Origin of the sequence: Nocardia spongicola, from assembly GCF_047200775.1 — a bacterium.
Classification (GTDB): domain Bacteria; phylum Actinomycetota; class Actinomycetes; order Mycobacteriales; family Mycobacteriaceae; genus Nocardia.
In genome coordinates this window covers 163,897-176,719 of the sequence record NZ_JBJZOO010000001.1, presented here as the reverse complement: position 1 = coordinate 176,719, position 12,823 = coordinate 163,897, and the positions used below count along the sequence as shown (strand labels likewise).

The following is a 12,823-nucleotide window of genomic DNA, read 5'->3' as shown; positions in this document are numbered from 1 at the left end:
TTCGACCGACGGACACTAGAACCGTAATACGAACGGGTGCTACATATTTCGGAGGATACGAGCTCGAGCGGCGGTAGCCGTTCTACTGACGACGACGCCGGGCCGATGCTCCTAGTGTTGGTCGGCGTACCGACACTATTCAGGGGAGTTTCACCTATGGCCGATCCTGAGATCATCCGCACTGTCCAGGAGTTCATCCAATCTCGAATACTGCACGACCCCGAGTTCGCTCTCGAAGAGAGCACCCAGCTTCTCAAGCTCGGAATCCTCACCTCGCTGTCGACGATGCGACTGGTGTCATTCATCCACGAAAAGTTCGGCGTCGACGTTCCCGTCGACGAGATGCTCGCCGAGAACTTCGCCGATCTCACCGCGATCGGCGCTTTGATAACCCGGTTGGAACTGCAGAAGGGGGATTCCCGTGTCTGACGTCGACTTCGATATCGGCATCATCGGCGGAGGCCCGGCAGGCTCGACAATCGCCTCCTACCTCGCCCAGGCAGGCCTGTCGTGCGTGGTCTTGGAAAGCGAGCTCTTCCCCCGGCCCCACGTCGGAGAATCACTTATCCCGGCCACCACACCTGTGCTGGCCGACATCGGTGCGCTCAACAAGATGGAGCAGGAGAACTTTCCCCGCAAGTACGGTGCCGCGTGGACCTCCGCGGCCGCAGCTGATATCGCCGACATGGGGTTTCAGCTTTCGCACGGATTCCGCGCCGCCGAGGTGGAATTCAAAGAACGTGACCAGGCCGGAGTCGACCAGGAGTACACCTACCACGTCGATCGCGGCAAGTTCGACCTGATGCTACTGCAACACTGCCATTCCCTGGGGACCGCGGTCTACGAGGGCGTGCGCGTGCGACACGTCGACCTCGACCAGCCACAACCAATCATCAACTTCGCGATGGGCCGACGCAGCTCACAGCTACGTGTCGGGATGGTCGTCGATGCCAGCGGACGGCACACCCTGCTCGGGCGTCAGCTCAAGGTCAAGGTCCCCGACCCGGTGTTCGACCAGTACGCTGTGCACGCCTGGTTCGAAGATCTCGACCGGTCCGCGCTTGCCGTCGACGGCCGCCGAGCCGACTTCATCTTCATCCATTTCCTGCCGATCACCGACACCTGGGTCTGGCAGATCCCGATCACCGACACCATCACCAGTATCGGCGTGGTGACCCAGAAAAAGCACTTCAACGCAGCCCGGCAGGACCTGGAAGGCTTCTTCTGGCAGGCAGTTGACAGCCGACCCGACCTGGCCGCAGCCCTGCGGCGCAGTGAGCAGGTACGCCCCTTCAAAGCCGAAGGCGACTACAGCTATGCCATGAGCGAGATCTGCGGTGACGGCTGGATGATGATCGGAGACGCGGCCCGCTTCGTCGACCCCATCTTCTCCAGCGGGGTGAGTGTCGCGATGAACAGCGCCCGCATCGCCTCCTACGACATCATCGCCGCCGCCGAGAACGGGGGGTTCACCAAGGCCGCCTTCTCGCCGTATGAGACCAAACTGCGCCGCGCGGTCCGCAACTGGTACGAGTTCATCTCCATCTACTACCGGCTCAACATCTTGTTTACCGCCTTCGTCGCCGACCCCCGCTACCGCACCGACGTGCTCGAGATGCTGCAGGGCGATGTCTACGACGACGGCGAGCCGGCGGCGCTGACCGCGATGCGTGAGATCACACGCACGGTCGAGGAGAACCCTGACCACCTGTGGCACCCCCACCTGGGCACCCTGCGCGCCCCCAGCGCAGCGCCCCAGTTCTGAGCAGGAAGTGATGCGATGAAGAAGATTCTGCTTACCGAGGACCAGATGCCACAGCAGTGGTACAACGTTCTGCCCGACCTGCCGACTCCGCTCGCGCCATACCTTCACCCGGAAACACTGCAGCCGCTCAAACCCGAGGATCTGGCCCCGATGCTGCCGCAGGCGATCATCGACCAGGAATTCTCCTCGCAGCGCTGGATCGACATCCCCGACCCGGTCCGCGATCTCTACCGCATGTGGCGCCCATCCCCGCTCTACCGCGCCGACCGTCTCGAGCGTGCCCTGGACACCCCGGCACGCATCTACTTCAAGTACGAAGGCGTCTCACCGGCAGGCTCGCACAAACCCAACACCGCAATCCCGCAGGCGTTCTACAACGCCGAGGAGGGCATTCGGCGCCTGACCACCGAAACCGGTGCCGGACAGTGGGGCTCGGCATTGTCGTTCGCCGGCTCACTGTTCGGCCTCGACGTGGTGGTCTACATGGTCAAAACCTCCTACGAAGCGAAGCCCTACCGGCGGTTGTTGATGCAGACATGGGGCGCCGAGGTGCATCCCTCGCCGACCTCGTTGACCGACGCCGGACGCAAGATCCTCGCCGAGAACCCCGAATCCCCTGGCAGCCTGGGTATCGCGATCTCCGAGGCGATCGAGGACGCACTCGCACGCGAGGACACCAACTTCGCGCTCGGCTCAGCGATGAACCATGTCGTCCTGCATCAGACCGTGATCGGCCTCGAAGCCCGCAAGCAGCTCGAACTCGTCGACGACTACCCCGACGTTGTGGTGGGCTGTGTCGGTGGCGGTTCCAACTTCGCCGGACTGACCTTCCCATTCATGCCCGACCGGCTCAGCGGCGCCCGGCCCACCCGTTTCGTCGCCGCCGAGCCGGCTGCCTGCCCGACTCTCACTCGAGGCACCTACGGCTACGACTACCCCGACACCGCAAAACTGGGTCCGCTGCTACCAATGCGCACCGTGGGACACGGATTCGTGCCCGCGCCGATCCATGCCGGCGGGCTGCGCTTCCACGGAGACGCACCGACGCTATGTCTGTTGCACGATCAGGGCTACGTCGAAGCCCGCGCATATCAACAGAACGAGGTATTCGCTGAAGCGATCCGCTTCGCTCGCAGCGAAGGGTTTGTGATGGCACCCGAATCCTCGCACGCGCTGCGCGGCGCGGTCGAGGAGGCGCTGGCGGCCCGAGAATCCGGTACCCCGCAGGTCATCCTGTTCGGTCTGTCCGGGCACGGCCATTTCGACCTCGCCGCATTCGATGCCTTCCTCGCCGGCGAACTCGAGGACTTCGACACCAACGCGGAGGAAATCGAACGCGCTCTCGCAGAACTCCCACGCGTGCCGTTGTGACGGTGCCACCGGGCGCGGGTAGATCATTCGCCACGATCTTCCGCGCCCGGAGCGCAAGCACTATGCAAGCCGGGCCGGGTCACCGAGGGTGCTGCCGTCCCAAACCTGCCGGGCTCGCAGTACTCACCTCCCACAGGAAGGACCCGAGTTCGATGAGCCTTATCGACACCCACCACCACTGCTATTTCCCGCAGTTGACATCACGGCTGCGAACGCTGGGGGTGACCGAGATGGCTCCGGGAGTGCCGTTACCACGCTGGTCACCGCAAGACTCGCTCGCGATGCTCGACGCCATCGGCATCGAGCACGCGGTGACCTCGGTAATCCTGCCCGCAGCCGCAGCAGCGGTGCCGGGGCTCGACCGGGCAGTAAACGAGTGGACTGCGGAACTGATCCGCGACCATCCTCGCCGGTTCGGCGGTTTGTGTTCGCTGCCCTGGCACGACCCGGACGCCGCTGTCCGCGAGATCGCCTACGGCCTGGACGAATTGGGCCTCGACGGTGTGGTGTTGCCAACCGTGGCTGCCGGTCGATCGATCGCGGACCCGGCGTTCGAGCCAGTGTTCGCGACCCTGCACGATCGGCGAGTCACAGCGTTTCTGCATCCGACTCCTGGTTCTACGTGCGGGTGCATGTCCTCGGCGGTCCCGCCGGTGGTCGTCGACTTCGTCATGGACACCACCCGCACCGTCGCGGACTTGATCTTCCGGGGGACCTTGGGCCGCTATCCCGGAATGACTTTGATCGTCGCTCATGCCGGCGGGGCGATCCCGTATCTGAGAGCCCGGCTCGAGCTGGCGAGTGCGTGGAATTTCCCGGGCGGACACAGTGTCACCGCCGCGGAGATCCGGGAGCAGATCGGCAGCTTGTACTACGAAGTCGCACAGTCGATATCGGCGCCGACACTGGCCTGTCTGAAGGAAGTCACTACCGACGATCACATCCTGTTCGGCACTGATTTTCCGTTCATCAACGCCGAGAGGTTGGCTCAGAATCAGATTCGGCCGTCGAATCCGGATGCTGCGCAACAGCTATTCACTCGATGGGGGGAGCATCGTGCGGTATCTCCATGACCTGCGCGGAGGGGATCGCTACGACCTCGGTACGGTCACTGTCAGCGGTGAGCAGTCGATCGAGTTCGCGCGGCACTACGATCCGCAAGCGATCCATCTCGACGGCGAGATCGTCAGTGGATGGCATGTCGCCTCGCTGTTCATGCGACTCTATGTCGACCGATTCCTGTCCAGCACCGCGTCCGACGTCTCCCCTGGACTCGATGAGCTGCGATGGCTGCTACCGGTCCGCCCGGGTGATGTACTGGCGGGTGCAGTCACCATCGGTGAGATCTCGGCATCGCTGTCAAAGCCGGCCTGTGGGATCGTGCGCCAATACGGTCAGTTGACCGATATTTCGGACCGGCCGGTCATGAGCATCGTGTTCTACGGGTTGATCTACAGACGTTAGGGTTGCCCCATGACCGCAACCGACGCTACGCCGGAAGCAATCCTGCACAAAGCAGGCGCCTCGTTCGAGGTATTCGACCATCCTCCTATCCGCACCTACGACGACATTCGCAACAACCTCGACCTTCCTGCCGAATGTCTGCTGAAAACGATGGCGTTCCGAACCGAGACCGGGTTCGCTCTGGCTTCGCTCCCCATTCTGTCCAAAGTGGCGTACGGCGCCTTGGCCAAGCACTTGGCTACCTCGCGTTCACGACTGCGTCCCGCTGACGCCGAGGACCTGGCCGAACTGCAGATGGAGGTCGGTGGGGTGAGCCCATTGACCTCCACGGCGGACACCACTGTCGTTTTCGATTCCGCGGTTACCTCCATGACCCAGGTATACTGCGGCAGCGGCCGCGCCGACCGCACAATCGCCATCGCCGTCGACGAACTCATCCGCGTCGTCGACCCGGCCTTCGCAGCGATCGCGGTCGGCTGACTGCGCACGTTCAGCTCGGTGGTACCGATATCCGGTGACCCGGGAGCACCGCTCAGGCAAGCCGGCAGGCGCCGCCCGGTCAGGGAATCGCGCCACTGCTTATCGGGTTGCGGTGGTGCGGGTTTCGTCGGCGCCGAGTGCATGATGGACGAGCTGTTGCAGGATCTCGATCCCATCGGTGGTCAGAACCGACTCGGGATGGAACTGCACGGAGGCGAAGCCGGGCCCACGCAGCGCGTACACCTCCTGGTTCCCGGTGTCGCAGTCACTTCGAACACTCCTGACGTACGCCCGGCAACAGTAGGCGAAACAATCCGAGCACTAAGCTGCTTTAGTACTCGGTCCGGCTTCAGGATTCCTGGGTCGTCTCGGTACGAGGTGGCTTGCGCCGCGTTTCGGCGAGGAGTTCATCGAGTTGAGCTTCGGCACGTTCGGCACGGGCAAGGGTTTGTGTCCGCGCTTCATCGACTGCCGCGAGGTGCTGAGCAGTCTCGGCACGAACCTTGTCGACAGCCGCGGCCGCCTCGGCACGGACCGCGGCGAGCTCGTCAGCAGCGGCACGGCGAGTTTCGGCGAGCTCGGCACGAACAGCATCGAGTTCGGCACGCACCCTGCGCACTTCGGCCCGTGCCTCCTCAACTGCCTCGGCTCGTTCGGCGCTGAGCTGTTCGGCGCGCTCGGTCGCGCGTTCAGCGTCGGCTACCCGCTGCACAGCGAGATCGCGTTCAGAGTGTGCCGCGTCGACCTGTGCGGCCGCCGCACGGCGCGTACGTTCGATCTCGGTGTCGGCACGGTGTTGCGCCTGCTGGATCTGCTCAGCGGCATCCTGCGCGGCACGTTCGATTTCGGCGTCGGTCTCCCGTCGCACAGTGCGAATCTCGTCTTCGGCGGCGCTACGCGCGGCGAACACCTCATCGGCCGCCTGTGTGGTGACACGTTCGACTTCACGAAGGGCGTCATCGCGTGCCGAGTGCGCCTCCGCGATCAGCCCCTCCGCTTGTTCGGCGACATTCGCCGCGTCGTCGGCTGCCGACTCGGCGAGAACTCTCGCCTCGTACGCTTCCCTGCGGGCTTGCTCAGCAGCTACCGCGGCCCCCTCCGCCTCGGCCACCCGACGAGCCGCATCCGCCTGCACCGCTTGGACCTGCGCCTCGGCAACCGATGGATCAGCCAATGTGGACATTTCCGCAACAGCGGCATGCACCGTAGCACTCACCTGTTCGGCAAGCCCACGGAACTGAGTCAGCAACTCATCGGCCCGTAATCGGGCTGCTGTCACCGGCCGCTGTTGCGTCACAGTGACGGTATCCGTCGGCCCTTCCGTGCCCTGAGCTTCCTGCTGCAGCCGTTGCCGCTCCCGCCACGCCCGCCACCTCGTGTGATCCGGAAGGTCGCAGTACTCCGATGGCCGGCCAGGACCGCCGTCCCGTTTGATGAGCCGTGAACAGCCCGGATAGTTACACACATTCGACACTCCAGAATCGTAGCGTTGGATACGTGTGAAACAAACGAATCAATGCGAAACGAAATCGAGACTGTCGCCGATGAGCGGGTTTTGTCGCCTCAGCCGCTGACCGCCGATAAGTGAACCTTATCGGCGGTCAGGGTGGTCACCATTCCAGTCCGATCCATTCACGATCATTACGTTTCGTAGCGTTTGCATTACGAAACGTAATTACAGGAAGGGCCGTCGAAAACTGGGCACCCCAGATCTGACGGATAGCCAGAGTGACGGGAGAAGCGCGGCCGAGCTACGACAAGAACGCGTTCGAGTCAACAGCGAGACGGAAAGCGGGAAACAGCGTTGATCGGTCGAGGCGGTCACCGCATCCGGATCCATGCCGTACGGCGAGGTAAGCGTGCAAAATTCGGCGATCCGTTCACCCGTACATCACGAGCACAGCCAGGTCGAATTCACCGCTCGAGTCGCAGGGGGTCAGCCGGATCGGCGGATCATCAGTGGATACAGAACCCCTGCACGCACTCACGTTCCGCCGATACTCTGAACCCCGCCGCCACCGTGTATCACCCGCGATCGACCAACAAATCGACAAGACCAGCAGGGGGAAACCGTGCAGCAACCACCGCCACCCGAACCACAACAGGTGCCCGAGCAGTCGAATCCACTGGGGCAGGGTCGTCAGATCAATATCGGTCGGGGTCGTCGGATCGGCGCTGTCGAAGCATTGCTCATCAGCGTTACTGGCCTCTTCCTCATAAGCCTGATCCCTGAAGAGCATCTCACGGGCGCGATGATTCCTCCTGTTGGTCGTCGGTGTCCCTGTCGGGTTGACGATTGTGGTGATTCGAGCTCTGATCCGCGTGGGAGACAAGCAGCCTCCTCCCGTTGTCGTCGCACTACCTCCCATGACTGCGCTCCCCCCGCCCGGCTGGTATCCGGACAGCCAAGGCATAGTGCGATGGTTCGACGGGCAGCGGTGGACAGAGTTCACACAGCCGCCCGAGCCGGGATCGGGATCGATGTGACCTGGTTAATTCCGGTGAATGTGTCGGTCGGTCGTGAACCGGAATTCGAGGAGAACACGTTGGTCGGTCAGGTCGATTACCGTGTCGAGGACCGATCCGTGTGGCGCGGTGAGTGCGCGGAATTCGGCGATTCGGCGCTCATCGGTCAGTAAGAACCGAGTGCCCGCCATCACCCCGGCGGCTAACGCTGCGTCCGTGTCGACCGCGTCCACCACCCTGGCCTGAGCTTTTATACCGACGGGAACCTGGTGACTCGGGTGACCTGATCGACCCCGGTGTTCAGTGAATGCGCGAACCAGCGGACCCCACCCATATGTCACAGAACCGCCCGATGCCCGATCCACTCGAGGCTCTGTCCGTGGGCGCCAGCGTATCTCAGTGGAGTCCCTTCCAGCGCGACGACAAATCGCCCAGGAGTGTCCCGCCCCTGCACTGGAAGCCGCTCAGCCGCCGACCCGATGACGCCACAACCTTCGTTCGACAACAAGTGACAGGGCAACGCCCGAAGAGGACAGCGACGCGTACTTCTACGCCTGGTTCGGACACCTGCGTTGCCAGTTCAGCGCCCCGCAGATCCGGCGTCTACTGTTGTAGTCGACAACTGTCGATCATTGCGGCCGGGCCGAGGAGGAATTGTTGGCAGAGCGGATTCGGCGGCGGACACCGCGTGGGACTTTGAGCAGGCCGATGATTCTCGAAGGGGCGTCGGCGGTGATCGCGGAGAAGGGGGCTCAGGCGGTGACGATGCGGGCTGTGGCGACCGGGCTCGGTGTGGATCCGATGGCGCTGTACCGGTATTTCGACAACAAGGCCGATCTGTTGACGGCGTTGGTCGAGGATGCCTACGAGCGGATGCCGGTGCCGGAGGGCGATGGGCTGGATGCGTTCGAGCAGATCGTACGCGGGTTGTACCAGGCGTTCGTGATCGATCGGCCGGGGCTGCTGGACCCGACGCTGGGGGTATCGACCGGACGGAGCCTGGAGTTCATGGATCGGATGCTGAGTTCCCTTGCCGAGGCCGGGTTGCCGGTCCGGTCCGCGGTGGCGCTGGTCGGCAACGCCAACCGGTTCCTGATCGGCTGCGCGGCAGTGCAGAGGCAGCCCGATGGGTGGGAGGGCAGCGCCGAGTTCTGGGAGCAAGGCCGACGGCTGCTCGCCGGGAACCAGGACCGATACCCAGCGCTATCGGCGGCGATCGGACAGGCGCCGGTGTTCAGTCAGCAGGACGTACTGGAAAGCTGGTTGGAGATGACGCTTGCCGGATTCCGCTGATCGGACCATCTTGTCGCTGAATTCCCTTCTTTTGCAAGGTGATACGTCGACAAGGGAAGAATCAGTTCTTGCGAGTCCGGCACAGTGCGTGATCGATGAGTGTCGCCGCGGCCTTCTCCTGGGCGAGTTGATGATCCTCGGTGTCCTGTAACAGTGTCGACATCGACACCACGACGCTGTGAGTGCCATCGTCGGTGACCCCGTCGCGGGTCTTATAGCCGGTGATGTCGCCGCCGTGCATCCAATACCGACCACCACAGGACAATTCGACCGAGAACACGCCGAGTCCGTAGCGCGCGCCGGGGAAGATCGACCGGATCACCGGATCGGTGTCGACGGTCCGCTTCATCTCGGCCAGTTGCTCGGGCCGCAGCAGTTTGCCGCCGAACAGTGCCAGGAAGAAGGTGTTGAGGTCGGCGGTGGTGGTGATCAACCCGCCCGCTGCCCCGGCGAGCTCACCGATCCTGCTCTCGGTGGTATCGACCAGTCTGCCCGTCGACCACTGCGTGTATCCGGTGGCGTGCGGGATCGGTACGGTGATCGCGGTTGCGGGGTAGCTGGTGTCTTCGAGGTCGAGCGGCTCGATGATTCGGCTGTTCACTTCCTCGTACCACTGATGACCGGTGACCTTGTCGATGATCATGCCCAGTAGTAGGTAGCCGGTGTTGCTGTAACTCCAGCCGGTTCCAGGAGCGAAGTTCGGGTTGCGCCCGGCGGCGTCGGCCACCTGCTGTTCGGGACTCGGCGGGGCACTGTTCGCGTACTGCTGGTAGTCGGTCGGCGAGGACAGCTGGATCCTGGGTACGTACACCACTCCGCTGGTGTGGTTGAGCAGTTGGCGCACAGTGATTTTCGAGCTGTCGTTGCCGTTGTCTCGCAGCAGGCCCGGCAGCCACTTGTCGACGGTGTCGTCCAGGGCGAGCCTGCCCTCACCGACGAGCTGGAGTACCACGGTAGCGGTGAAAGTCTTCGTGGCACTCGCCATCCGGAAATGCCCGTCCGCCGGAACCTGGCTCTTGCTCACAATATCGGCGACACCGCTGGTCACCACCGTGCTACCGCCGTCAGCGGCCACCAGCCGGACTTGTACACCCGTGACGCCGACATCGCGGATCGCATCCGCGTCGCGCTGCAGTTCGGCGGCATCACCCGGGGCGGATTTCGTCGCGCTCGGCATGGCCTCGGCCATGTCCTCAGTGGTGCAAGCGGCGGTGGTCAACACAGATCCGGCCACTGCCGCGGCAAGCAGCGAACGAGCCGTGGTCCAAGGGTTGGGCAGGGGATTCACAAAGGTGCTCCGATCAGTAGCGGGGAAGTGCAATCAATAGTCTACGTCTGTAGGCTACATATGTAGACTACATGATGTAGAGATCGCACCCTGCAGCGCGAGAGCACAGAGAAGACCCCTATGAAACAGGAACCCACCGAGAGCGTCCCGTGTAGACGTTGGGAGGAATCCTTGGTCCTTCAGGCTGGGGAGGACGTCAACCCAGTTGCTCGGACAGAGAGTGCCGAACCCGATAGCGGCCGGGTGAGTGGCCGTGGATTCGGGCGAAGGCGCGGTTGAAGGCGTGTTCGCTGGTGTAGCCGACCGAGTGGGCGATGGGTGCGATCGGGTCGGTGGTGGTACGTAATCGGTGGGCGGCCAGTTCCATGCGCCAACGGGTGAGGTAGTTGTTCGGGGTGTCACCGACGAGCGCGGTGAAGCGACGGGCCAGGGTGGCGCGCGAGACGGAGATATGGGCGGCCAGTTGCTGGACAGTCCACGCGCGGGCTGGGTCGGTGTGCAGCGCGGAGAGGGCGGCAGTCATGGTGGGGTCGCGCAACGCTGTCAACCATGACGGGGGCGTGTGATGCGGGTCCGCGGATGACAGCCAAGTCCGCAGGATGTGGATGAGGATCAGATCGAGCAGTCGGTTGAGCGCGGCGGTGACGGCTGGTCGAGGTTGCTGGATCTCGTGGCCGAGTAGCCGCACCAGATCCCCGAGTGCGCTCGTTGGATCGGGTGGAGACAGGATCGACTCCGGGAGCAGTGTCAGTAGCGGCGTGGTGGCGGCTGGATCGAGATGGTAAGAGGCGCACAGGAACCGAGTTCGGTACGGTTGCGCACCCGCGTGCAGGATGCCGCCGTTGGCGAGTGCTGCGCGGGCGGCGGCGTGGTCGAAAGGGCGGCAGGGCTGGTGTGGATCGCTGGCCAACCGGTGGCGTGTGCCGGTCGGCAGGAGCACGACGTCGCCGGGAACGAGTTGGCGAGGCGGTTGCCCTTCCATCATCAGCCAGGCGGTGCCGGAGTTGACGGCATGGAAGGCCGCGCCGGGGATGTCGTAGATGTCCAGGCCCCAGCGCGTGCCTGCGTACACCGTGGCGGCGACAGTACCGCGCGCCCCGGTCACCTCGAGTACGTCCGCTAGTGGATCCATGAGTACCAACAATCTATCCGATGAGAGTTTCAGTCAACTAGTTGAGCTTTTCAGGCATCGTGTGTCGCAGTGGTGAGCGGATAGGTTCTTTATGTCCCTCTGAAAACCTGTCTACAAGGAGTTGTACGTGCGAATCTCAGGATCCACCGCTCTGGTCACCGGCGCGAACCGCGGTCTGGGCGCCCGGCTGGTCGCCGAGCTGCTCGCTCGTGACGCGGCGACTGTCTACGTCGGAGCCCGCGACCCCGAGTCCGTCGCCGAGAACATCCGCCGCGACCCCAGGGTGCGGGTGCTGGCGCTCGATGTCACCGATCCCGCCAGCGTCTCCGCCGCTGTCGAGGCGACCAGAGATGTCAACCTGTTGATCAACAATGCCGGTGTGCTGGGATTCGGTGATGTGCTGACCGGCGACCTGTCGCTGTTCGAACGCGATCTGCAGATCAATTACTTCGGCGTGTTGCGGGTAACCCGGGAGTTGTTGCCGTCACTGCGCGCGAGCGGCGCACGCGGCGCGGCGGTGGTCAATGTGCTCACCCTCATCTCGTTGGCGCCGATGACGACGATAGCGGGCTACTGCGCCTCCAAAGCCGCCGCGCATTCGATGACCCAGGCGCTGCGGGCCTCGGTGCGCGGCGAGGGCATCGAGGTGATCGGCGCTTACCCCGGCGGCATCGACACCGACATGCTCGCGGGCGTGGACATGGACAAAGCAGATCCTGCCGAGGTCGCCGCACGCATCCTGACGGGCGTGGAAACCGGGCAGGAGATCATCTGGCCCGACGATGCGTCCGCCGCCGCGGGCAAGGTCTACCTGAACGATCCCGTCCAGCTCGAAACCATGCTGACATCCTGAAATACGACTGCCCGCGCCGACGATGGCCCGCGACCGAACGCACTGGTGCGGCGGCCGACGGCCATCGTCGGGCAGGCCGATGATGAGATAGGTTCTCCAGCGACGTATTTCCGGGCCACTTCTTCTCTGTCCGACAATGCTTCACTTTGCGGAACTGCCCTGTGGCATCGGCCCTGTCCAGCCGAGCCCAGGAACGAGGACTCGAGCAGCCCCACGGCCATCAATGGTCGGTGGGGTTACTTCTGGCGCAGATGCCCGTACCAGTGTTCGAGGTAGTCCCGGTCGGTATCGTCGATGGCGGTGGTGAAACTTGCCGACCACGGAATCGGGCAAGGACCTGGATGCTGATCGTCGGGACACAGCAGACCGGTGAGAGCTTCGAGTAGCGGCCCGACTTCGTGTTCTTCCGCAATGACCCCGGCCCGGAGTTCGTACACGGATCGTTCGCCGGGGTCGAGGCCGGGGTTTTCGATATGCCATTGCTGTGGCAAATCATCGTGCACTCCCCCGACAGTCTCCAATCCAGTATCGGGGTCGTCGGACTGGTCAGCCCATTCGAATGGCTTGTCAGTGGCGAAAACGGATACAGCCGACTTCGCCACCTTGTTTTCGAGCAGACTCCGAGCCCGGTGCAGCAGACGCTGCGTGTCCTCTTCAGTGGCATAGACGCTCACCCGTAATTCCTGTAAGTCCGGGCCAGGGGCCATCACA

14 protein-coding genes and 1 pseudogene are annotated in these 12,823 nt (G+C 63.5%); 10 read left to right on the top strand and 5 right to left on the bottom strand.

Annotation, left to right across the window (positions count from 1 at the left end):
* Positions 1–156: 156 nt before the first annotated feature.
* The 6 genes from ACL02S_RS00810 (at position 157) to ACL02S_RS00785 (ending at position 5,080) form a co-directional block, all read left to right on the top strand.
* Positions 157–429 carry a phosphopantetheine-binding protein gene (locus ACL02S_RS00810; RefSeq protein ID WP_412800282.1) on the top strand — a complete coding sequence of 91 codons (273 nt, stop codon included), beginning with the start codon at positions 157–159 and terminating at the stop codon, positions 427–429.
* Positions 422–1,765, top strand: coding sequence for an NAD(P)/FAD-dependent oxidoreductase (locus ACL02S_RS00805; protein ID WP_412800281.1), 1,344 nt, complete (start codon positions 422–424; stop codon positions 1,763–1,765). The genes ACL02S_RS00810 and ACL02S_RS00805 overlap by 8 nt, the downstream gene beginning before the upstream one ends.
* Positions 1,766–1,780: 15 nt before the next feature.
* Positions 1,781–3,136: a TrpB-like pyridoxal phosphate-dependent enzyme gene (locus ACL02S_RS00800; protein WP_412800280.1), complete on the top strand. Its 1,356-nt coding sequence runs from the start codon at positions 1,781–1,783 to the stop codon at positions 3,134–3,136.
* 152 nt (positions 3,137–3,288) lie between these two features.
* Positions 3,289–4,209, top strand: coding sequence for an amidohydrolase family protein (locus ACL02S_RS00795; protein WP_412800279.1), 921 nt, complete (start codon positions 3,289–3,291; stop codon positions 4,207–4,209).
* Positions 4,193–4,600: a hotdog family protein gene (locus ACL02S_RS00790; protein ID WP_412800278.1), complete on the top strand. Its 408-nt coding sequence runs from the start codon at positions 4,193–4,195 to the stop codon at positions 4,598–4,600. Before ACL02S_RS00795 ends, ACL02S_RS00790 begins: the two co-directional genes overlap by 17 nt.
* A gap of 9 nt (positions 4,601–4,609) precedes the next feature.
* On the top strand, positions 4,610–5,080 hold the full coding sequence (locus tag ACL02S_RS00785; RefSeq protein ID WP_412800277.1) for an aminoacyl-tRNA deacylase: 471 nt from the start codon (positions 4,610–4,612) through the stop codon (positions 5,078–5,080).
* A gap of 99 nt (positions 5,081–5,179) precedes the next feature.
* Here ACL02S_RS00785 and ACL02S_RS00780 read toward each other — a convergent pair.
* Both ACL02S_RS00780 and ACL02S_RS00775 read right to left on the bottom strand, forming a co-directional pair.
* Positions 5,180–5,329 (bottom strand): annotated as a pseudogene (locus tag ACL02S_RS00780) (glutamine amidotransferase-related protein); the annotation flags it as partial.
* A 100-nt stretch (positions 5,330–5,429) separates the two neighbouring features.
* Positions 5,430–6,377 (bottom strand): coiled-coil domain-containing protein, encoded by a 948-nt coding sequence (locus ACL02S_RS00775; protein ID WP_412800276.1) that lies wholly within the window; start codon positions 6,375–6,377, stop codon positions 5,430–5,432.
* Between the two features lie 1,070 nt (positions 6,378–7,447).
* On the opposite strand from ACL02S_RS00775, the gene ACL02S_RS00770 reads away from it, so the two are divergent.
* From ACL02S_RS00770 to ACL02S_RS00760, 3 genes are all read left to right on the top strand, one after another.
* Positions 7,448–7,567, top strand: a complete 120-nt coding sequence (locus ACL02S_RS00770) for a DUF2510 domain-containing protein (RefSeq protein ID WP_412800275.1) — start codon at positions 7,448–7,450, stop codon at positions 7,565–7,567.
* Positions 7,564–7,719 carry a hypothetical protein gene (locus ACL02S_RS00765; RefSeq protein ID WP_412800274.1) on the top strand — a complete coding sequence of 52 codons (156 nt, stop codon included), beginning with the start codon at positions 7,564–7,566 and terminating at the stop codon, positions 7,717–7,719. The genes ACL02S_RS00770 and ACL02S_RS00765 overlap by 4 nt, the downstream gene beginning before the upstream one ends.
* A 484-nt stretch (positions 7,720–8,203) precedes the next feature.
* Positions 8,204–8,839, top strand: a complete 636-nt coding sequence (locus ACL02S_RS00760) for a TetR/AcrR family transcriptional regulator (protein ID WP_412800273.1) — start codon at positions 8,204–8,206, stop codon at positions 8,837–8,839.
* Between the two features lie 61 nt (positions 8,840–8,900).
* Here ACL02S_RS00760 and ACL02S_RS00755 read toward each other — a convergent pair whose 3' ends face one another.
* Both ACL02S_RS00755 and ACL02S_RS00750 read right to left on the bottom strand, forming a co-directional pair.
* Positions 8,901–10,127 (bottom strand): serine hydrolase domain-containing protein, encoded by a 1,227-nt coding sequence (locus ACL02S_RS00755; protein WP_412800272.1) that lies wholly within the window; start codon positions 10,125–10,127, stop codon positions 8,901–8,903.
* 196 nt (positions 10,128–10,323) lie between these two features.
* Positions 10,324–11,259: an AraC family transcriptional regulator gene (locus tag ACL02S_RS00750; protein ID WP_412800271.1), complete on the bottom strand. Its 936-nt coding sequence runs from the start codon at positions 11,257–11,259 to the stop codon at positions 10,324–10,326.
* Positions 11,260–11,386: 127 nt separating this feature from the next.
* Here ACL02S_RS00750 and ACL02S_RS00745 point away from each other — a divergent pair, with 127 nt between their 5' ends.
* Positions 11,387–12,112, top strand: a complete 726-nt coding sequence (locus tag ACL02S_RS00745; protein ID WP_412800270.1) for an SDR family NAD(P)-dependent oxidoreductase — start codon at positions 11,387–11,389, stop codon at positions 12,110–12,112.
* Between the two features lie 236 nt (positions 12,113–12,348).
* Here ACL02S_RS00745 and ACL02S_RS00740 read toward each other — a convergent pair whose 3' ends face one another.
* The gene (locus tag ACL02S_RS00740) at positions 12,349–12,819 is read right to left on the bottom strand and encodes a hypothetical protein (RefSeq protein WP_412800269.1); all 471 of its coding nucleotides are present in this window, start codon (positions 12,817–12,819) and stop codon (positions 12,349–12,351) included.
* Positions 12,820–12,823: the final 4 nt, after the last annotated feature.

What these genes read in the sequence shown, in the direction of transcription:
- ACL02S_RS00810 (WP_412800282.1), top strand. Translation starts at nt 157, where the DNA reads ATGGCCGATCCTGAGATCATCCGCACTGTCCAGGAGTTCATCCAATCT.
- ACL02S_RS00800 (WP_412800280.1), top strand. Translation starts at nt 1,781, where the DNA reads ATGAAGAAGATTCTGCTTACCGAGGACCAGATGCCACAGCAGTGGTAC.
- ACL02S_RS00795 (WP_412800279.1), top strand. Translation starts at nt 3,289, where the DNA reads ATGAGCCTTATCGACACCCACCACCACTGCTATTTCCCGCAGTTGACA.
- ACL02S_RS00785 (WP_412800277.1), top strand. Translation starts at nt 4,610, where the DNA reads ATGACCGCAACCGACGCTACGCCGGAAGCAATCCTGCACAAAGCAGGC.
- ACL02S_RS00770 (WP_412800275.1), top strand. Translation starts at nt 7,448, where the DNA reads ATGACTGCGCTCCCCCCGCCCGGCTGGTATCCGGACAGCCAAGGCATA.
- ACL02S_RS00750 (WP_412800271.1), bottom strand. Translation starts at nt 11,259, where the DNA reads ATGGATCCACTAGCGGACGTACTCGAGGTGACCGGGGCGCGCGGTACT.
- ACL02S_RS00740 (WP_412800269.1), bottom strand. Translation starts at nt 12,819, where the DNA reads ATGGCCCCTGGCCCGGACTTACAGGAATTACGGGTGAGCGTCTATGCC.